Source organism: Microbacterium sp. KHB019 (assembly GCF_037285405.1).
GTDB lineage: Bacteria > Actinomycetota > Actinomycetes > Actinomycetales > Microbacteriaceae > Microbacterium.
This window is the reverse complement of sequence record NZ_JBBDHF010000001.1, coordinates 18,638-37,535: the sequence shown is the minus strand read 5'-3', so window position 1 is coordinate 37,535 and position 18,898 is coordinate 18,638. Positions and strand designations below refer to the sequence as shown.

Here is an 18,898-nt window from a genome sequence, read left to right as displayed (position 1 = left end):
GCCGGGCTAGAACCAGTCGCTCTCGCGGACCTCGCGCATCGCGCGCTTGCGGTCTTCCGGAGTGAGACGGGAGAGGTACAGCATCCCGTCGAGGTGATCGGTCTCGTGCTGGAGCGCCTGCGCGAGCAGCCCCTCCCCCTCGAGCACGACCGGATTGCCGTCGAGGTCGATCCCTTCGACGCGCGCCCACGGATGCCGCAAGGCATCGTGCCAGAGCCCGGGCACCGACAGGCATCCCTCGCCGGTGGGCACCGGCTCGCCGCGCACCTCGGTGAGCACGGGATTGATGACATAGCCCACGTCACCGTCGATGTTGTAGCTGAACGCCCGAACGGCGACACCGATCTGGGGCGCGGCGACTCCGGCGCGGCCGGGCAGCTTCACGCTGTCGACGAGGTCCTCGACCAACGAACGGACGCCCTCATCGATCGTGCTCACCGGAGCGCACGCAGTGCGCAGCACGGGGTCGCCGAAGATTCTGATCTCGCGCGCGGTCATCAGGCGGCCTTCGCGCGCAGACTCTCCACGAGCAATGCGGCGAGCTCGCGAGCGGCCTGTCGCGTCTCCGGCTGCAGGTTCGCGAAGACGATCGCGCCGCCGCCGGCGATCTGCGGGTCATACGGCATCCGCACGACATGCTTGGCCCGGGTCTTGAAGTGCGCCTCGAGCTCGTTCAGACGCACCAGCGGACTGCCGGGCGTGGACTGGTTCAGCACGATGATGGCGCCCCGCGCCTGCTCCTCGCGACCGTTGGTCTCGAGCCAGGTCAGCGTCTCGGATGCGAGGCGCGCCTCGTCGACGCTGAGTCCGGAGACGATGACGATCTGATCGGCCTTGTCGAGGGTGGCCCGCATGACCGAGTGCACGATGCCCGTTCCGGTATCCGTGAGCACGAGCGAGTAGTAGTGCGCCGCCACGTCTGCGACGTTGCGGTAGTCCTCGTCGCTGAACGCCTCCGCGATGTGCGGGTCGGGGTCGGATGCCAGCACGTCGAGCCGCGTGGAGTCGCGAGCGACGATCGCCGAGAGGTCGTGGTATCCCCTGACCTCGTCGTGGATCTTGACGAGATCGCGCACCGACTTGCCGCCCGGACTGCGGACGATGCGGTCTGCGAGCGTGCCGCGATCGGGGTTCGCGTCGACCGCGATCACGCGATCCTCTCGCGCATCGGCCAGGGCCATGCCGAGCAGCGCCGTGACGGTGGTCTTGCCCACGCCGCCCTTACGCGACAGCACCGGGACGAAGCGCGCACCGCCGTTGAGCGCGCTCGCAATACGTGCGGTGAGCGCCTTGCGCTCTCGCGCGCGCTTGCCGTCGCCGATGTTGATACGGCGTCCTGAGACCGTGTAGAGCAGGTGGCTCCACGTGCCCTCCGGCTCGGGCTTCGTCAGCTGGCTCGGGTTGAGCAGACGGTCGGCGGTCAGCAGGTCGGCGGTCTCGCGGGATGACTGCCCGGCCTGCTCGCCGAAGCGCTTGGACACCAGCGCGATATCGGGCGCTGCAACCGGTGCCGGTGCCGGTGCCGGTGCGGGTGCGGGTGCGGGTGGATCCTCAATCGGCTCCGCATCGACGACGGCATCAGCATCCTCGATCGGCACAGCGTCCTCGATCGGCTCCGAGTCCTCGACCGGCTCCGCGTCGACGACGGCATCAGCGTCCGCTGTCACCGCGTTTTCGTCGACCGCGCCGATCACGGCATCCTGCTCGACGGCATCCTGGTCGACGGCGGCTCGAGGGGTCTCGAGCTCGCCGACGAGGATCTCGCCGGTGAACTCGCCGTCCACCACGTCCTCGACCAGGTCGTCGTCATCATCCGCGCCCGCGGGCAGCGTCACGCTGACTTGCGAGGTCTGCCCGAGAACGCCGAGCGCTGTCGTGTCGAGAGATGCGGCCTCGTCGAGAATGCCGAGATCGTCGCCCTCCGAGGGGGAACTGTTCTTCGATGTCACTGTGTCACTCCAAGCTTGTGCGATCCTGTCGCTCGCCCAAGATTACTTGGCTGGAGTGATCACGACCAAAAGGTCGCCGGCATCCACCTGCTGCGTGGAGCCGATCGCGAGCCGTTCGATGACACCGTCGACGGGTGCGGTGATGGCCGCTTCCATCTTCATCGCCTCGATGGATGCGACGGGTTCACCTGCCCGGACGGTCGCACCCACCTCGACCTTCAGCGACACGACGCCCGAGAAGGGGGCCGCGACCTGACCGGGCTTCGCGGTGTCGGCCTTCTCGGCCTCGTGTGCGTCCACGGCGACGGAGCGGTCACGCACGAACACCGGTCGCAGCTGGCCGTTCAACGTCGTCATGACCGTGCGCATGCCGCGCTCATCGGCCTCACCGATGGCCTCGAGACCGACGTAGAGCTGCACGCCGCGATCGATCTCGACGAGGTGCTCCTGCCCCTGGACGAGTCCGTACAGATAGTCGGCCGTGTCGAGCACCGACAGATCTCCGAACAGTTCGCGCTGCTGAGAGAACTCTCGGGTCGGGGCCGGGAAGAGCAGGGTGTTGAGCCTCTCGCGGCGGTCCGCACTCGAGCCGGCGAGAGCCTTCTCGTCGTCAGCGGAGATCTCCGTGAGACCGCCGCGCACCGTGCGCCCGGCGAGCACCTTGCTGCGGAACGGCTCCGGCCACCCGCCGGGGAGATCACCGAGCTCGCCGGCCATGAAGCCCACGACAGAATCAGGGACGTCGTACTTCTCGGGATTCGCCTCGAAATCGGCGGGGTCGGCCTTCACAGCCGCGAGGTGCAGCGCGAGATCGCCGACGACCTTCGACGACGGCGTGACCTTGGGCACTCGGCCGAGGATGCGGTCGGCCGCGGCGTACATGTCCTCGATGAGCTCGAAGTCGTCCGCGAGGCCGAGCGCCTTGGCCTGCTGACGCAGGTTCGACAACTGCCCGCCGGGGATCTCGTGGTGGTACACGCGACCGGTCGGCCCCGGGAGCCCGGATTCGAACGGCGCGTACTGGTTGCGCACGGCCTCCCAGTACGGTTCGAGGTCCGAGACGCCGCCGAGATCGATGCCGCTGTCGCGATCGGTGTGCGCGAGGGCCGCGACGAGCGACGACAGCGACGGCTGGCTGGTCGTTCCGGAAAGCGGGGCGGATGCCGCGTCCACAGCATCCACGCCGGCCGCACTCGCAGCGAGCAGAGTCGCGAGCTGTCCACCTGGGGTGTCGTGCGTGTGCAGGTGCACCGGCAGGTCGAAGCGTTCGCGCAGCGCCGTCACGAGCTTCGCGGCGGCCGCCGGCCGCAGCAGCCCCGCCATGTCCTTGATGGCGAGGATGTGCGCTCCGGCGTCTGTGATCTGCTCGGCCAGACGCAGGTAGTAGTCGAGCGTGTACAGATCCTCGGCCGGGTTCAGCAGATCGCCGGTGTAGCAGAGCGCGACCTCGGCCACGGAGGTTCCCGTCGCGCGGACCGCGTCGATCGCCGGGCGCATCTGAGAGACGTCGTTGAGGGCATCGAAGATGCGGAAGATGTCGATGCCGCTCGTCGCCGCCTCGGCGACGAAGGCCTCGGTCACCGCGGTCGGGTACGGCGTGTATCCGACCGTGTTGCGGCCACGCAGCAGCATCTGGATGTTGATGTTCGGCAGCGCGGCGCGCAGCTTGTCAAGCCGCTCCCACGGGTCCTCGCCGAGGAAGCGGAGTGCCACGTCGTAGGTCGCGCCACCCCAAGCCTCGACCGAGAGCAGGCCGGGGGTGAGCTGGGCGAGGTAGGGCGCTGCGGCGACGAGGTCACGGGTGCGCACGCGGGTGGCCAGCAGCGACTGGTGCGCGTCGCGGAAGGTGGTGTCCGTGATCGCCAGCGCGGTCTGCTCCCGCAGACTGCGCGCGAACCCTTCGGGCCCGAGCTCCTGCAGCCGCTGGCGGGAACCGGCCTGCGGCTCGGCACTGAGGTCGATGGCCGGGAGCTTGGCCACCGGGTCGATCGCGCCGGGGTGCTCCCCGTTCGGCTTGTTGACGGTGACGTCGACGAGCCAGTTCAGCAGCTTCGTGCCGCGGTCCTTGGACACCCTGCCCTGCAACAGATCGGGGCGCTCGTCGATGAAGGAGGTGCTGATGTCGCCCGAGACGAAGGCGTCGTCGGCGAGCAGCGCCTGCAGGAACGGGATGTTCGTGGAGACGCCGCGGATGCGGAACTCAGCGAGTGCCCGCCGCGCGCGGCCGACGGCTGCTTCGAAGTCGCGACCACGGCAGGTGAGCTTTGAGAGCATCGAGTCGAAGTGCGGACTGATCTGCGCGCCCTGGTGCACGGTGCCTCCGTCGAGGCGGATGCCGGCACCGCCGGGCGAGCGGTAGGTCGTGATCTTGCCGGTGTCCGGGCGGAAGCCCTGTGTGGGGTCCTCAGTTGTGATGCGGCACTGCAGCGCCGCGCCGCGCAGGTGGATATCGTCCTGCTGCAGGCCGAGCTCGGCCAGGCTCGCGCCGGCCGCGACGCGCATCTGGGTCTGCACGAGGTCGACGTCGGTGACCTCTTCGGTGACCGTGTGCTCGACCTGGATGCGTGGGTTCATCTCGATGAAGACGACCTCGCCGGTGCGCTCCCCTGCTGTCTCGAGAAGGAACTCGACGGTTCCCGCATTCTCGTATCCGATCGAGCGGGCGAAGGCGATGGCGTAGCCGTGCAGGGCTGTGCGGATGCTGTCGTCGAGGTTCGGCGCCGGTGCGATCTCGACGACCTTCTGGTGCCGGCGCTGCACGGAGCAGTCGCGCTCGAACAGATGCACGGTCTCGCCGGTCTTGTCCGCGAGGATCTGCACCTCGATGTGGCGTGGGCGGACGACCGCCTGCTCGAGGAACATGCGCGCGTCGCCGAACGCGCTCTCCGCCTCGCGCATCGCCTCAGCGAGGGCCGGTGCGAGCTCGTCCTTCGTCTCGACCCGGCGCATGCCGCGTCCGCCGCCGCCGGCGACGGCCTTGGCGAACACGGGGAATCCGATCTCGTCGGCCTGAGCCACCAGCGCGTCGACGTCGTCCGATGCCTCGGTCGACCGCAGGACGGGCACACCGGCTTCGATCGCATGGCGCTTGGCTTCGACCTTGTTGCCGGCCATCTCGAGCACGTTCGACGGCGGACCGATGAAGACGATGCCGTTCGCCGCCGCCTTCTCTGCGAGCTCCGGGTTCTCGGACAGGAAGCCGTACCCCGGGTAGATCGCATCGGCACCGGACTCGAGCGCGACCCTGATGATCTCGTCGACGCTGAGGTATGCGCGCACAGGATGGCCGCGCTCCCCGATCTCGTACGCCTCGTCAGCCTTGAGGCGATGCTGGGAGCCACGATCCTCGTACGGGAACACGGCCACAGTGCGCGCCCCCACCTCGAACGCCGCTCGGAAGGCGCGGATCGCGATCTCACCGCGATTGGCCACAAGGATCTTCTGGAACATGCACACCTCTGATAGCTCATGCGCGGCTTTGTCGACGCGCACAGGGCGGGGCTGAGTGTTTTCCAAGCCTAGGGGAAGGTAACGTGGTGTCCGTGCACGTACTCAGCGTCAGCTCCCTAAAAGGCGGTGTCGGAAAGACGACCGTGACCCTCGGACTGGCCTCAGCGGCCTTCGCCCGAGGTGTTCGCACCCTCGTCGTCGACCTCGATCCGCAGTCCGACGTCTCCACCGGAATGGACATCCAGGTCGCTGGACGCCTCAACATCGCCGATGTTCTCGCGAACCCCAAGGAGAAGGTCGTCCGTCAGGCGATCACCTCCAGCGGCTGGGCGAAGGTGCACCCCGGAACGATCGACGTGCTCATCGGCAGCCCGTCCGCCATCAACTACGACGGTCCGCACCCGAGCGTTCGCGACGTGTGGAAGCTCGAAGAAGCCCTCGCCTCCGTCGAGAGCGACTACGACCTCGTCCTCATCGACTGCGCCCCTTCCCTGAACGCGCTGACGCGCACGGCATGGGCCGCGAGCGACCGCGTGATCGTCGTCACCGAGCCCGGCCTGTTCTCCGTGGCCGCGGCCGACCGTGCCCTGCGCGCGATCGAAGAGATCCGCCGAGGGCTCTCCCCTCGCCTTCAGCCGTTGGGCATCGTCGTCAACCGCGTTCGCCCGCAGTCGATCGAACACCAGTTCCGGATCAAGGAACTGCGAGACATGTTCGGACCGCTCGTGCTCTCGCCTCAGCTGCCGGAGCGCACGTCGCTGCAGCAGGCGCAGGGCGCGGCGAAGCCGCTGCACATCTGGCCGGGCGACTCGGCTCAGGAGCTCGCCGCAGACTTCGACCTGCTGCTGGACCGCATCGTGCGCACGGGCCGCGTCCCCGTACCGGAGACCGGCGCACAGGCCTGAGAGGGCCGGCAAAGCAAACGCGCTCAGCTTCTGCTGAGCGCGTTTTCTGTTGCGCCGGTCCCTGAGCTTGGCTCCGGTTCCTGAGCGTGCCTCCGGTCAGGCCGTGCGCTTGGCGCGACGGGCGCTGAGCTCGTCGACGGGATCCGGCGCTGTGGGGTCGAACTCGACCAGCGTCGACTCGACCTCGCGCAGCACCTTGCCGACGGCGATGCCGAAAACGCCCTGTCCGCGGCTGACGAGGTCGATGACCTCGTCGTTCGACGTGCACAGGTAGACGGAGGCGCCGTCGCTCATCAGCGTGGTGCCGGCCAGATCGCGGATGCCGGCAGCACGGAGCTGATCGACGGCGGTGCGGATCTGCTGCAGCGAGATGCCCGTGTCGAGCAGACGCTTGACGAGCTTGAGCACGAGGATGTCGCGGAAGCCGTAAAGACGCTGCGAACCGGAGCCGCTCGCGCCGCGCACGGTGGGCTCGACGAGCTCGGTGCGGGCCCAGTAGTCGAGCTGACGATAGGTGATACCGGCCGCACGGGCAGCCACTGCACCGCGGTAGCCGACCTCGTCGTCCATGGCGGGGAGGCCGTCGGTGAAGAGGAGCTCGGTCACGAACCGCGGGTCGCCGGCACGCTCATCCGCATTCATATGACTTCCTCTCTGACGGGATACCCCCAACGCTAGAGCAGTGCTCTGCCCCGGGCAACGACATCCGCTTCGCGATGAAGGTGTGTCGCAACCTGTTCGTTACGAAAGCACTCGCGCGAGCGCTTCTTTCACGAAAGCCGCTCGAACCTCGCTGAGTTTGGTCGCCAGTTCCGGCGCCATCTCACGTGCTTTTCCTCTGGACGTGGAATCCGTCCTGCGCAGCAGCGCCGACATCGCCGACTCGATCAGCGAAACCTCGCGCTCCGCGCTCTGGCGGACGGTGCGCAGGTGCCTGGGCTCGATGCCGTGACGATCCAAGGCGACCAGGCCGCGCAGCAGCGTGACGGTCGACTCGGAGTAGGTCTCGGCAGCGGCGATGATGCCGGTGCTGATGGCGTCGTTGAGGATCTGCGGCCCTGCACCTGCCGCCGACAGCAGCTCTTCGCGACGGTAGCGCCGAGGCGCGGGCGCGATCGACGGCGGCGGGGCGAAGGCGAGCCCGGTGTCGCCGTTGGCTTCGGCCTCATCGAGCTGTTCGCGGATCACGCTGAGCGGCAGATAGTGATCGCGCTGGAGCGTGAGCCCGAGCCGCAGTCGCTCGATATCGGACTGCGAGAACTTGCGGTAACCCGATTCCGTTCGCGACGGGGTGACGATGCCCTGCACCTCGAGGAATCGCAGCTTGCTCGAGGTCAGGTCGGGGAACTCGGGCGTCAGGCGCGCGAGGACCTGACCGATGCTCAGTAGACCCGCAGACGCTGAGCGATCGCGGGCGGGGAGTGCTGCCATCAGTCAGACGCCGCCGCAAGGTCGGCGGCGGAGAGGAAGAAGTTCAGACGGAACTTGCCGATGCGCAGTTCGGAACCATTGACGAGAGCACTGCGGTCGACGCGCTCTCCGTTGACGTAGGTGCCGTTGAGCGAGCGCTGATCGATGATCTCGAAGGAGCTTCCGGCACGGGTGATCTCGGCGTGACGGCGCGAGACGGTCACGTCGTCGAAGAAGATGTCGGCCTCTGGATGACGGCCGATCGTGGTGACATCGGTGTCGAGCAGGTACCGGGCTCCTGCCATCGCGCCCGAGCGCACCAGCAGCAGCGCCGAGCCGGCCGGCAGCGCGGCGATCGCGGACTGCTCGACTTCAGTGAGCTCCGCACCGAACGGGACGAAGGAAAGGTCGGAGTCGTGTCCGAATGTCTGCGTGGCGTCGTGCCGCTGCTCTCCGTCGCGGTGAATCGATGCATCGCGAGCCGATCGGCTTTCGAAATCTGTCACGGTTGCCCTCCTTCCGACCCAGACTAACTGATCGAGTGACCGCCGAGCGAGGGCAAGTACGACACAGCGCATCCACATTCGGATTTCCTAAGGTGGAGTCGTGCGTACTCTCACTGCTCGTCGTTCGTTCGCTCCCCTCGCTCTGGCCGCCACCCTGCTGGCCGCGTTCGTCTTCCTCTTCGCGTGGCCGCAGCCGGCCGCGGCGCACGACGCCCTCGTGGAGTCCAGCCCTGCCGAGGGTTCGACGGTCGATATCCTGCCCGGCGAGATCACCCTGACATTCAGCGCTGCGCTCATCGGCGGCGACGGCTCCACGGAGATCGTCGTGATGGATGACGCCGGCCAGTCGGTCACGGACGGCGCCGCCGAGCTCGACGGAGCGATGGTCACGCAGCCGCTCGTCGCAGAGGCGGATGCCGGCGAGTATCACGTGCTCTGGAAGGTGGTCTCCAGCGACGGCCACCCGACCTCCGGTGAGTTCGGGTTCTCCGTCACGACGAGCACACTCGGCTCGTCCGAGCCGTCGACTGCCCCGACCGCCGAGGAGACGGCCGCTCCGGCACCGGATCAGACGCAGGCCGCAGAGGATCCCAACATGGAGGCGCAGGCATCGTTCTCCCCTGCCTGGCTGATCGGTGGAGCCGTCGTGCTGCTCATCGTGGTGTTCCTGCTGGTGCTTCTGCTGCGTCCTCGCAAGGCCGCCGATTCCGAATCTGACGCCCCCGCAGGGCGATAGGCTTAAGGCATGCCACACTACGACGTCGTCATCCTCGGCGCGGGCCCCGGCGGTTACGTCGCCGCAGTCCGCAGCGCACAGCTGGGCCTCTCCACCGCGATCATCGAAGAGAAGTACTGGGGCGGTGTCTGCCTCAACGTGGGCTGCATCCCGTCCAAGGCACTCCTCAAGAACGCAGAGCTCGCCCACACCCTGAACCACAAGGCCGAGTTCTTCGGCATCTCGGGTGACTTCACCATCGACTTCGGCAAGGCGTTCGATCGCTCGCGCGAGGTCGCCGAGGGCCGGGTCAAGGGCATCCACTTCCTGATGAAGAAGAACAAGGTGACCGAGTACAACGGTCGTGGCACCTTCACCGGCCCGAAGGCGATCTCCGTCGCCAAGGCCGACGGATCCACCGAAGAGGTCACGTTCGACAACGTCATCATCGCCACAGGCTCGAAGGTCCGCCTGCTGCCGGGCGTCGAGCTGAGCGACAACGTCGTGACGTTCGAAGAGCAGATCATGACCCGCGAGCTGCCCGAGTCGATCGTCATCGTCGGCGCCGGCGCCATCGGCATGGAGTTCGCGTACGTCCTCACGAACTACGGCGTGAAGGTCACGATCATCGAGTTCCTCGACCGCGCGCTTCCCAATGAGGATGCCGACGTGTCGAAGGAGATCACCAAGCAGTACAAGAACTACGGCGTCGACATCCTCACCTCGACCAAGGTCGAGAAGGTCGTCGACAACGGATCGTCCGTCACCGTCACCTACACCGGCAAGGACGGCCAGCAGGCCTCCATCGAGGCCGGCAAGGTTCTCATGTCGGTCGGGTTCGCCCCGAACGTCGAGGGCTACGGTCTCGACAAGACGGGCGTGAAGCTCACCGAGCGCGGCGCGATCGACATCGACGACCACATGAAGACCAACGTCGACGGCATCTACGCGATCGGCGACGTCACGATGAAGCTGCAGCTGGCGCACGTCGCCGAGGCGCAGGGCGTCGTGGCGGCCGAGACCATCGGCGGAGCCGAGACGCAGACGCTGGGCGACTACCGGATGATGCCGCGTGCCACGTTCTGCTCGCCTCAGGTCGCCTCGTTCGGTCTCACCGAGCAGCAGGCCAAGGACGAGGGCCACGACGTCAAGGTCGTGACGTTCCCGTTCATGGCCAACGGCAAGGCGCACGGCCTCGGCGAGCCCGTCGGCTTCGTCAAGATGGTCGCGGATGCCGAGCACCTCGAGCTGCTCGGCGCTCACATGATCGGACCGGACGTCTCGGAGCTGCTCCCCGAGCTCACGCTCGCGCAGAAGTGGGACCTCACGGCCCTCGAGCTGGCGCGCAACGTGCACACGCACCCGACGCTGTCGGAGGCGCTGCAGGAGGGCTTCCACGGCCTCGCAGGCCACATGATCAACTTCTGATCACTCGTTCGAACGGCCCGGTTCAGGCTCCGCCTGCCGGGCCGTTCGTCGTTTCACCGCAGGTTCGCGAGCGTCTCCGCAACAGTCTCCGCGACCGCATCCTCGGCGGCGACCCGGTCGTCGGGCACCAGACCGATGCGCGTGCGCCGGTCGAGCACGTCCTCCGCGTCGAGCGCGCCTTCCGCGCGCACCGCGAACGCGACCTCGGCGCGGATGACGTCTATCCCGTCCGCCACGCGCTCGGCGCCGCCATGCCCGCCGATGGCAAGAACGGATGCCGCTTCCGCGCCGTAGCGCGCACGAAGAGTTGCGGATGAGCGACGTGCACCGGCATCCGGAACGGGCACCGGGCAACCGGGCGCTCCGACAAGCGGGAGTCGATCGGTGCGGCATCCTGGATCGTCGAGCCCGGCATGACGAAGAGCCAGGTCGACGGCATCCTTCGCCATGGCGCGGTAAGTCGTCAGCTTGCCACCGAGGATGCTGACGCTGCCGTTCGATGACACCTCGACGTGGTGGCGGCGGGAGATGTCGGCGGTCGATCCACCGGCTCTCGACTCGATGAGCGGGCGGAGGCCCGCGAAGGAGCCGCGCACGTCGCTGCGTGCCAGCGGACGGTCGAGAGCCCGTGACAGCGTGGTGAGGAGGAAGTCGATCTCGTCCTCGGCCGGGATCGGAACGTCGGGGATCTGGCCCGGCGCGTCGATGTCGGTGAGGCCGACGATCACGCGTCCGAGCTGCGTCGGCAGCGCGAACACGAAGCGGCTGATCGATCCGGGCTGCGGAACGGTGAGCGCTGCGGTGGGGTTGCCGAGCGTCGCGGCATCAAGGACGATGTGCGTTCCGCGACTGGGGCGCAGGCGGATGTCGGGATCGAGCTGACCTGCCCACACGCCCGCCGCGTTCACGACCGCGCGGGCGCGCACGCGCAACGATCCCCCTCCGAGCTCGTCGTGCAGGGTCGCACCGCTGCCGTAGACATCGGTCGCCCGCGTTCGCGTCAGAATCGTCGCGCCGTGCGCGGCTGCGGTTCGCGCGACGGCGGTGACGAGCCGCGCGTCGTCGATGAGCTGACCGTCCGTGCCGACGATGCCGCCGCGGATGCCGTTCCGGCTCAGCGCCGGGAACATGGCTACGGCCTCACCGACCGTCGCTCGATGCGGATGCGGCAGAACCGAGCTCGGCGTGCGGGCGATGCGGCGCAGGCCGTCTCCCATCCATAGGCCGATGCCGCCGAAGAAGCGCTGCTTCGCCGAGACGCCATCGACGAACGGCACCAGCTGCGGCAGCGCGCGGATGAGGTGCGGAGCGATGCGGGTCATGAGCAGATGGCGCTCGCGTGCGCTCTCTCGCGCGACGGCGAAGTCTCCCGACGCGAGGTAGCGCAGTCCGCCGTGCACGAGCTTCGAACTCCAACGGCTGGTGCCGAATGCGAGGTCGTGGGCTTCTGCGAGGACGACGGAGAGGCCTCGGCTCGCGGCATCCAGGGCGACACCCGCCCCGGTCACGCCGCCGCCGATCACGAGCAGATCGATCTCGTCGGCGCCCGCGAGAGCCTCGAGCTCGCGCGACCGCCGCGCGGCGTTGAGCATCGATGACCCGCGTGCGCCGGGTTCTGTCATGGCCGCAGGTATCCGTCCACAGCTCGGGAGAGTTCGGTGTGCCATTCGTCGGTGCCGATGAGCGACGAGACGGCGTTGTACGAGAGGACAGCTGACTGCACGATGAGCAGCAGCATGACGGACATGTCGCTCGGATCGCCGGCGCGTACCGTTCCGCCGTTCTGCGCGTGGGCGATGGCGTCGGCCAGCCACCGGAGCATCGCGCGCTGGCTGGATCCGACGCGCTCCAGGCTGTACTGCGTGAACGCCTCCGGTTCGCTGGCGAGCAGGCGTCCGAACACGGGGTCCTTTCGGAACAGGTCGGCGAACCGGAGCGTCTCGCTGACGAGCCGCTCGCGGGTGCTCACCTCGGGCTCGAGCCGGCGGATGACCGTCATCGTCTGGCGCAGCAGTGCTGCTCGGACCACCTCGTCAGCGCTCGACCAGCGTCGATAGATCGTCGGGCGGCTGACACGCACCTCACGAGCGAGCTCGGCGATCGTCAGGCGCGCGGTGCCTCGTGAGGCGATGAGATCGGATGCTCGTTCGAGGATGTGCGCGTCGGCGGCGTCCCAGGACGGCAGCTCTGCCTCCATGGCCAGCTCCGAGATTGTTTGACGCTTTTCCATAATGTGTCACACTGTAACCCATGACGACGGAGACTTCACCTGCTGCAATGATGCGCTGGAACGGCTGGGGCGACCCTGCGCTCGCGAAGGATCTGCCGCTGGCGGTGAGAGCTCTGCTGCCGACTGTGCTCGGCCGGGTGCAGCGTGCAGAGCCCGCGGTCGCCCTGTCAGACGTTCACCTTGCCGCATCCGCGCTCACGGACGAAGATCGCGCGGACCTCGCAACGATCGTCGGCGATGCGCAGGTCAGCACCGATGACGAATCGCGGATCCGGCATGCCGGAGGGCGATCCACGATCGACCTCGTCCACAAGCGGTTCGCGGATCAGGACGCTCCGGATGCCGTGGTCTCCCCCGCTGATCACGGGGAGGTTCTCGCGGTCCTCGGCTGGGCTGCTGAACACAGTGTCGCGGTCGTGCCATTCGGCGGCGGCACGAGCGTCGTCGGAGCGCTGGATCCTGAACGCGACGGTCATCGGGCCGTGATCGCACTCGACCTGCGCCGGCTCACCGGCATGCTCCACCTGGATGAGGTGAGCGGCGAGGCCCAGTTCCTCGCCGGTACGACCGGCCCCGAGGCCGAGCGCCTGCTGGCGGAGCGCGGGTTCGAGCTTGGGCACTACCCGCAGAGCTTTCTGTACGCGACCCTGGGCGGATTCGCGGCGGCGCGATCGTCCGGTCAGAACTCGGCGGGCAACGGCCGCTTCGACGCGATGGTCACAGCACTGCGCGTGGCGACGCCGACAGGCGAGGTCGCTCTGGGCGGGGCCCCAGGCACGGCGGCGGGGCCGGATCTTCTGCGCGTCTTCCTGGGCGCGGAGGGCATCCTCGGCGTCATAACCGAGTTGCGCCTGCGCGTGCACCGACTGCCCGTGACACGCATCTACGAAGGGTGGTCGTTCCCCGACTTCGCGACAGGAGTCGATGCCCTTCGCCGTGTCGCCCAGCTCGGCAGCGGCCCGACCGTGATCCGTCTCTCTGACGAGGCCGAGACCGGGATCGGACTCGCGCAGCACGGCAAGATCGGCAAGGCACTGTCGAAGGGATGCAGCGCCGTCACGGTCTTCGAGGGCGAGCCTGAGGTCGCAGCCGCGCGTCATGCACTCACTGCGAAGGTCCTCACGGCCGCCGGAGGGCGTTCGACCGGCGCGGGGCCCGCCGAGGACTGGGCGAAGGGCCGGTTCGGGGCGCCGTATCTGCGTGACGCGATGCTCGATCACGGAGTCTTCTGCGAGACGCTCGAGACCGCGGCTGTCTGGTCGGACATCGCTCAGTTGAAGGCTGTGATCACCGAAACGCTGCGCGCTGGATTCGCAGAGCAAGACGCCAAGTCGCTCGTGATGTGCCACATCTCGCACGTCTACCCGACGGGCGCCGCGCTCTACTTCACGATCATCGGCAACCTGCGAGGCTCCGGCGAAGAGGTTCTCGAACAGTGGGATGCGATCAAGTCGCGCGTGAACGACGTGATCCTCCGCAGCGGCGGCACGATCAGCCACCACCACGGCGTCGGTCGTGATCATGCTCCCTGGTTGGCGAAGGAGATCGGCGACGGTGGCATGCGGATCCTGCGCGCGCTGAAGAGCGAACTCGATCCCGCCGGAATCATGAACCCCGGCGCGCTCATCGCGTCTCGGGAGGGCTGACGTGTCGAACGTCCACGTCCTCGTGAATCCGGAGGCCGGGCGCGGACGCGGTTCTTCGCGAGCGGATGCGGCGATCGCCCACCTGCGCCAGCGTGGTGTGGATCCGGTTGTGCTCGCCGGCTCATCCCCTGAGGAATCGCGACGGTTGGTCGCCGAGTCGGTCGCAGCCGGGCCAGATGCTCTCGTGATCGTCGGCGGCGACGGAACGCTGTCGAGCGTCGTCGACGTTCTCGTCGGATCCGGCATCCCGATCGTCCTGGTCCCGGCCGGCACCGGTAACGATCTCGCCCGATCGCTCGGCATCCCATACGGCTCGGATGAGACGGCTGCGCTCGCGGCGGAGGCCGCGGTCGACGGCATCCCGCGGGCACTCGATGTCGGCGAGGCGACCTGTCCGGACGGCGCGACGCACTTCCTCACCATTGCGGCGCTGGGATTCGATGCGAAGGTCAGTGAGCGCACTAACAGACTGCGGTGGCCGCGCGGCGGCGCGCGTTATTACCTCGCGCTGCTGATCGAGCTGGTTCGGCTGGCGCCGATGCGCTTCGCCGTGCGAGTGGACGGCGTGGATGCCCCGATCGCGGATGGCACGCTGATCGCCGTCGGCAACACTCGCAGCTACGGCGGCGGGATGCCCGTCTGCCCGAGTGCGGACCCCTATGACGGGCTGCTCGATGTCACGCACGTCCCCCCGATCGGGCGGCTCCGACTGCTGCGGCTGTTCCCTCGGCTGCTGAACGGCACGCACGTGCAGTTGCCTCAGGTGACGACGATGCGCGGCCGCGAGATCGAGGTATCCGCTCCCGGACTCGTCGTCTACGCAGACGGCGAGCGCCTCGGCAGCGAAAGCGTGAGCATCCGGGTGGTTCCTGGAGCGCTCGGTATTCTGCTACCGCGGTGAGGGTGCGCCGCTGAGACCGCTCGCGCAGAGTCCACCTGTGTGCCGGTGGGTTGCGCCTGCCCGCATGCGCTCAGAATCGAGCGGAGAAGCCCCCATCAGCGTTGATCAGTTGGCCGCTGATCCAGCGTCCTTCATCCGACAGAAGGAATGAGGTCACAGCTGCGATGTCTTTCGGCGTCCCCGCTCGGCCGAGTGGATGATGGGACGTCAGGGTCGTGCGCGTCTCATCATCCATCCAGCCGGTGTCGATCGGTCCAGGATTGACGACGTTCGCGGATATCGACTGCGGGCCGAGTTCGCGAGCGGATGAAATGACGATCCGGTCGAGTGCACCCTTGGATGCTCCGTACGCGAGGTTCCCAGTCGTATGGTCGCTCGTGAACGCGACGATCGCGCCGCCGGCTGAATCGACCTGGCGTGCAAAAGCGGCGATCAGCAACAGGGATGCGCGAGCGTTCACTGCCATGTGCTGGTCGAACTCCTCGGCAGTCGTGCTCAGAACGCCCGACTCCACGTCGTGTGCGTGGCTGAGCACGAGGGCCGAGATGGTTCCGCGCTCGCGGGAGACGCGGTCGATCAGCGCGGCGGGCGCCGTGGTCGCGGAAAGATCGCATGGGTAGTCGCCGGCCGCTAGATCGCTGGTCACGACGTCCCACCCGTCGGCTTCCAGCCTGGCGACGACGCCGGCGGCGATGCTGTTCGCGCGGGCTGCTCCGGTGATGAGTACGAGGGGCATGAGTCGACGATATGCGACACACGCTGCTTGCCGCCTCCGCTCAACGACCCGCGAAGGGCTCACGTCCCTCGCATCGTGATCATGTCGGCCGTTCGGCCGCGCAGGGGCGCCGTGCCCAGCATCCGGATCACCGCATTGCGACCGTGCAGGACGGGCCCGCGAACCGGGCGCCCCATCGTCATGTAGAAGTACGAGCGGCGCTGAGCACGCGCGGCCGCGCGAAGAGCGCGTCGCTCGTAATCGGCGAAGTCCGGCAACCCCGCACGCAGGGAGCGTTCTATGGCTGCGGCCAGGTCGACCGCGGCCGCCCAGCCGAGGTTCATCCCCTGCCCGCCGATCGGGCTCGTCTCATGCGCAGCATCCCCCACGAGCACGACCCGACCGTCGACCAGGCGTGACGCACGATGCTGCCGAGCCTGAAAGATCGTCGGACGGGTTTCGGAGGCGAGGTCCAGATGGATGCCGGTGCGCGCATGAATCGCACGCATGAAGGACTCCGCCTCGCCGAGGACACGCTCAGGATCAGCTGCGACCCAGCGTCGCCTTCCCTCCGGAAGAGGGAATGATTCGACCAGCCCCTCTGCCTCGCAATACAGCTGGGCACGTGACCCGCGATCGACGTCGTGGGTGTCCGCCATCGCGTACCAACCCGCACCGGGCCGACCCCGCCATCCGATGCCGAGCTGCTGGCGGATGCCACTTCGCACACCGTCAGCCGCTACGACGACGGACGCCGTGACATCGTTGGACTGCGCGAGCGTCAAGCGAACGACTGTCCCCTCGTTCCGCACCCCGGCCACAGCACGCCCGAGCTGCAGCGCATCAGCAGACAGCTCTGACAGCCGGCCGCGGAGCAGCTCGCCCGTTCGGTGCTGCGGCAGGATCAGCACCCGCTGGCGTTCGCTGAACGAAAGCGATGCCAGCACACGCCCAGCGCAGACGACCTCGCCGCCCTCCAGCACCAGCGCCTCGCCGCGCGCCTCATCACCGATGCCGGCAGCATCCAGCGCCACCTGCCCTGGCGGATGGATGCCGATCGCACGAGACCGCTCGTCCGCACCATCCCGCGCTTCGAACACCGCGACGTCGATGCCACGCTGCGCGAGCAGACACGCCAGCAGCAGCCCGACCGGGCCCGCGCCGACGATCGCGACGTCATGGTCGGGCATCCCACGCCTCCCATCGCAGCTCCAGCCTCGAGGGCAGCTCCTGCCGCACCTGCCAGCCGGCCGGCACGATCTCGGCGATCTCGTGGGCCGTGTACGACCGACGGATGCTCGTGAGCCCGTCCTCTCGGATGAACGACTCGGCGAGCACGTTCCGCGCGAACGGCCGCGTCCCGGCGGCGAAGGCCCGGTACGCGAAGCGGCTTCGCGCGATATCGCGGTGGAGCACGAGACCGTCGTCCTCGACCAGGCGAATCGAATCATCCAGCAGTTCGAGCAGCTCCGAACCGGTCAGATGATGCAGCAGGTGGTTGGAGACGACGGCGTCGAAGCGCTCACCGGCCGCGACCAGGCTTGAGGTGTGCGCGCATCGGTATGAAACCCCGCCACCGCGCTCGCGCGCCCACCGGATCGCCCGATCGTCGGCATCCAGCGCCGTCACCGCGACCTGCAGCCCATCGCGACGCGCCCACGCGGCGAGCGCCCGCGACACATCACCGCCGCCTGCCCCTACATCGAGCAGGCGCAGAGGCTTCCGTCGCGCACGGGGCCGGATGTCACGCCGGTAGACCGAATGCCACCGCGACACCATGGTGTTCACGAGCGGAAACTGTTCGTACGTCCGCTCCAGCATCCGGAGGTCGCAATCCGGATCGTCCATCAGCTCGCGCGCATCGACGGCGCGGGCAGACAGGTCAGGCGTCACGGTGCGACGACGGTCAGAAGTGCGGTCTCGGCCGTCAGTCCAGGGCCGAAAGCCATCGCCGCGACGCGCTCACCGTCGCGCGCGCCCTCCTCCTCGAGGATGCGCCGCAGCACGAACAGCACCGTAGCGCTGGACATGTTGCCGTACTGACGCAGCACCTCCCGCGCGGGGTGCAGCTGCTGCTCTGACAGCTTCAGGTGCTCTTCGACTTTGTCGAGGATGCTTCGTCCGCCGGGGTGGATCGCCCAGTGCGCCACCTGCTCGCCGATCGATCCGTCATCGAACGCGCCGGCGAGGACCGCGTCGGACGCGTACAGCGGACGCAGCGCACCTGCGATGTTGTCCCCGATCAGCTGCGGAACGGCGGTCGACAGGATCATCTCGAAACCGGTGTCGCCGATCATCCAGGCCATGTCCTTCTTGCCCTCCGGGATGATCCCGGTGTGGAACCGGTCCAACGCGAACCCCGGCACGGCGGAGTCGAACGATCGTGCGGTGACGAGCCCGGCTGCGGCCCCATCGGCGAACAGCGAGGTCGCGACGATCATGTCCGGGTCCTCGGACGACCGCAGATGCAGCGTGCACAGCTCGACGCTGACCACGAGGACGACGGCGTCCGGGTTCGCCGCACAGAACTGGGCGGCGGCCCGCAGTGCGGGCATCGACGCGTAGCAACCCATGAATCCGAAGTGATAGCGTTCGACGCTGTCCGCGAGCCCCAGGGAACGCACGATCTCGTAGTCGGGCCCCGGTGCGTAGAACCCCGTGCACGAGACGGTGATCACGTGGGTGATGTCGGCTGCGGTGATGTCCGGATCGGCCTCGAGGGATCTGCGGGCAGCGTCGACGTACAGCTTCCACGCCTCCCGCACGTAGACCTCGTTGCGCACCTTCGTGCTCGGCGAGAGCAACCGACCGGTCTCGCGATCGAAGAACTGCGGCTCATCCGTGTCGGCCGACAGCGACAGTTCGTCGAGCACCGTGTACCGGGTGTCGATGCCCGAGCCGTTGAAGGATGCCGTCACGATCCGCTGGGCGAGCCGACCGAGATCGGGCTGGGCGGCGAAGACGTCGCGCACCTCCTCCTGCCGCAGGGTCGTTTCGGGGACGATCGTCTGCAGCGAACGCAGGATGGGGGCGTGACTCATGA

Annotated in this window: 17 protein-coding genes; 5 read left to right on the top strand and 12 right to left on the bottom strand. The window is 67.9% G+C overall.

Annotated features, from left to right (window positions below; genetic code table 11):
* Nucleotides 1-6: 6 nt before the first annotated feature.
* Genes KHB019_RS00210 through KHB019_RS00200 form a run of 3 tightly spaced genes read right to left on the bottom strand, consistent with a single transcriptional unit; the run spans nt 7 to nt 5,399 of the window.
* Nucleotides 7-498, bottom strand: a complete 492-nt coding sequence (locus KHB019_RS00210) for a peptide deformylase (RefSeq protein ID WP_337457855.1) — start codon at nt 496-498, stop codon at nt 7-9.
* Nucleotides 498-1,949 carry a MinD/ParA family ATP-binding protein gene (locus tag KHB019_RS00205; protein WP_337457854.1) on the bottom strand — a complete coding sequence of 484 codons (1,452 nt, stop codon included), beginning with the start codon at nt 1,947-1,949 and terminating at the stop codon, nt 498-500. Before KHB019_RS00205 ends, KHB019_RS00210 begins: the two co-directional genes overlap by 1 nt.
* 42 nt (nt 1,950-1,991) lie before the next feature.
* A complete protein-coding gene (locus KHB019_RS00200) occupies nt 1,992-5,399 on the bottom strand; it encodes a pyruvate carboxylase (RefSeq protein WP_337457853.1) in 3,408 nt (1,135 codons plus the stop codon).
* Nucleotides 5,400-5,491: 92 nt separating this feature from the next.
* Here KHB019_RS00200 and KHB019_RS00195 point away from each other — a divergent pair, with 92 nt between their 5' ends.
* Entirely contained in the window at nt 5,492-6,304 is an 813-nt protein-coding gene (locus KHB019_RS00195; protein ID WP_230103058.1) for a ParA family protein, read from the top strand.
* Between the two features lie 96 nt (nt 6,305-6,400).
* Here the strand turns inward: KHB019_RS00195 and KHB019_RS00190 are convergent, their stop codons facing one another.
* The 3 genes from KHB019_RS00190 to KHB019_RS00180 all read right to left on the bottom strand — a co-directional run bounded on the left by KHB019_RS00190 (nt 6,401) and on the right by KHB019_RS00180 (nt 8,220).
* Nucleotides 6,401-6,946 (bottom strand): MerR family transcriptional regulator, encoded by a 546-nt coding sequence (locus KHB019_RS00190; RefSeq protein WP_290368258.1) that lies wholly within the window; start codon nt 6,944-6,946, stop codon nt 6,401-6,403.
* Nucleotides 6,947-7,045: 99 nt separating this feature from the next.
* Complete coding sequence (gene ftsR, locus KHB019_RS00185) at nt 7,046-7,735, bottom strand: transcriptional regulator FtsR (RefSeq protein WP_230103059.1); 690 nt, start codon at nt 7,733-7,735, stop codon at nt 7,046-7,048.
* On the bottom strand, nt 7,735-8,220 hold the full coding sequence (locus tag KHB019_RS00180) for an FHA domain-containing protein (protein ID WP_230103060.1): 486 nt from the start codon (nt 8,218-8,220) through the stop codon (nt 7,735-7,737). Before KHB019_RS00180 ends, ftsR begins: the two co-directional genes overlap by 1 nt.
* 100 nt (nt 8,221-8,320) lie before the next feature.
* Here KHB019_RS00180 and KHB019_RS00175 point away from each other — a divergent pair, with 100 nt between their 5' ends.
* Nucleotides 8,321-8,956 carry a copper resistance CopC family protein gene (locus KHB019_RS00175; RefSeq protein WP_337457852.1) on the top strand — a complete coding sequence of 212 codons (636 nt, stop codon included), beginning with the start codon at nt 8,321-8,323 and terminating at the stop codon, nt 8,954-8,956.
* Between the two features lie 9 nt (nt 8,957-8,965).
* The gene (lpdA, locus tag KHB019_RS00170) at nt 8,966-10,363 is read left to right on the top strand and encodes a dihydrolipoyl dehydrogenase (RefSeq protein ID WP_337457851.1); all 1,398 of its coding nucleotides are present in this window, start codon (nt 8,966-8,968) and stop codon (nt 10,361-10,363) included.
* Between the two features lie 53 nt (nt 10,364-10,416).
* On the opposite strand, the gene KHB019_RS00165 is transcribed toward lpdA, so the two are convergent.
* The gene (locus tag KHB019_RS00165) at nt 10,417-11,985 is read right to left on the bottom strand and encodes a glycerol-3-phosphate dehydrogenase/oxidase (RefSeq protein WP_337457850.1); all 1,569 of its coding nucleotides are present in this window, start codon (nt 11,983-11,985) and stop codon (nt 10,417-10,419) included.
* On the bottom strand, nt 11,982-12,593 hold the full coding sequence (locus KHB019_RS00160) for a TetR/AcrR family transcriptional regulator (protein WP_337457849.1): 612 nt from the start codon (nt 12,591-12,593) through the stop codon (nt 11,982-11,984). Before KHB019_RS00160 ends, KHB019_RS00165 begins: the two co-directional genes overlap by 4 nt.
* A gap of 20 nt (nt 12,594-12,613) precedes the next feature.
* On the opposite strand from KHB019_RS00160, the gene KHB019_RS00155 reads away from it, so the two are divergent.
* Complete coding sequence (locus KHB019_RS00155) at nt 12,614-14,239, top strand: FAD-binding oxidoreductase (RefSeq protein ID WP_337457848.1); 1,626 nt, start codon at nt 12,614-12,616, stop codon at nt 14,237-14,239.
* 1 nt (nt 14,240) lies between these two features.
* Nucleotides 14,241-15,140, top strand: a complete 900-nt coding sequence (locus KHB019_RS00150) for a diacylglycerol kinase (protein WP_337457847.1) — start codon at nt 14,241-14,243, stop codon at nt 15,138-15,140.
* A gap of 70 nt (nt 15,141-15,210) precedes the next feature.
* On the opposite strand, the gene KHB019_RS00145 is transcribed toward KHB019_RS00150, so the two are convergent.
* Genes KHB019_RS00145 through KHB019_RS00130 form a run of 4 tightly spaced genes read right to left on the bottom strand, consistent with a single transcriptional unit; the run spans nt 15,211 to nt 18,896 of the window.
* A complete protein-coding gene (locus tag KHB019_RS00145; RefSeq protein WP_230103067.1) occupies nt 15,211-15,876 on the bottom strand; it encodes an SDR family oxidoreductase in 666 nt (221 codons plus the stop codon).
* A 59-nt stretch (nt 15,877-15,935) separates the two neighbouring features.
* Nucleotides 15,936-17,045: an FAD-dependent oxidoreductase gene (locus KHB019_RS00140; protein WP_337457846.1), complete on the bottom strand. Its 1,110-nt coding sequence runs from the start codon at nt 17,043-17,045 to the stop codon at nt 15,936-15,938.
* Nucleotides 17,032-17,748, bottom strand: a complete 717-nt coding sequence (locus tag KHB019_RS00135; RefSeq protein WP_325471758.1) for a methyltransferase domain-containing protein — start codon at nt 17,746-17,748, stop codon at nt 17,032-17,034. The genes KHB019_RS00140 and KHB019_RS00135 overlap by 14 nt, the downstream gene beginning before the upstream one ends.
* A complete protein-coding gene (locus KHB019_RS00130) occupies nt 17,745-18,896 on the bottom strand; it encodes a type III polyketide synthase (protein ID WP_337457845.1) in 1,152 nt (383 codons plus the stop codon). The genes KHB019_RS00135 and KHB019_RS00130 overlap by 4 nt, the downstream gene beginning before the upstream one ends.
* Between the last annotated feature and the right edge of the window lie 2 nt (nt 18,897-18,898).

What these genes read in the sequence shown, in the direction of transcription:
- KHB019_RS00145 (WP_230103067.1), bottom strand. Translation starts at nt 15,876, where the DNA reads ATGCCCCTCGTACTCATCACCGGAGCAGCCCGCGCGAACAGCATCGCC.
- KHB019_RS00155 (WP_337457848.1), top strand. Translation starts at nt 12,614, where the DNA reads ATGACGACGGAGACTTCACCTGCTGCAATGATGCGCTGGAACGGCTGG.
- KHB019_RS00210 (WP_337457855.1), bottom strand. Translation starts at nt 498, where the DNA reads ATGACCGCGCGCGAGATCAGAATCTTCGGCGACCCCGTGCTGCGCACT.
- ftsR (WP_230103059.1), bottom strand. Translation starts at nt 7,735, where the DNA reads ATGGCAGCACTCCCCGCCCGCGATCGCTCAGCGTCTGCGGGTCTACTG.
- KHB019_RS00200 (WP_337457853.1), bottom strand. Translation starts at nt 5,399, where the DNA reads ATGTTCCAGAAGATCCTTGTGGCCAATCGCGGTGAGATCGCGATCCGC.
- KHB019_RS00160 (WP_337457849.1), bottom strand. Translation starts at nt 12,593, where the DNA reads ATGGAAAAGCGTCAAACAATCTCGGAGCTGGCCATGGAGGCAGAGCTG.
- KHB019_RS00130 (WP_337457845.1), bottom strand. Translation starts at nt 18,896, where the DNA reads ATGAGTCACGCCCCCATCCTGCGTTCGCTGCAGACGATCGTCCCCGAA.
- lpdA (WP_337457851.1), top strand. Translation starts at nt 8,966, where the DNA reads ATGCCACACTACGACGTCGTCATCCTCGGCGCGGGCCCCGGCGGTTAC.
- KHB019_RS00190 (WP_290368258.1), bottom strand. Translation starts at nt 6,946, where the DNA reads ATGAATGCGGATGAGCGTGCCGGCGACCCGCGGTTCGTGACCGAGCTC.
- KHB019_RS00165 (WP_337457850.1), bottom strand. Translation starts at nt 11,985, where the DNA reads ATGACAGAACCCGGCGCACGCGGGTCATCGATGCTCAACGCCGCGCGG.
- KHB019_RS00140 (WP_337457846.1), bottom strand. Translation starts at nt 17,045, where the DNA reads ATGCCCGACCATGACGTCGCGATCGTCGGCGCGGGCCCGGTCGGGCTG.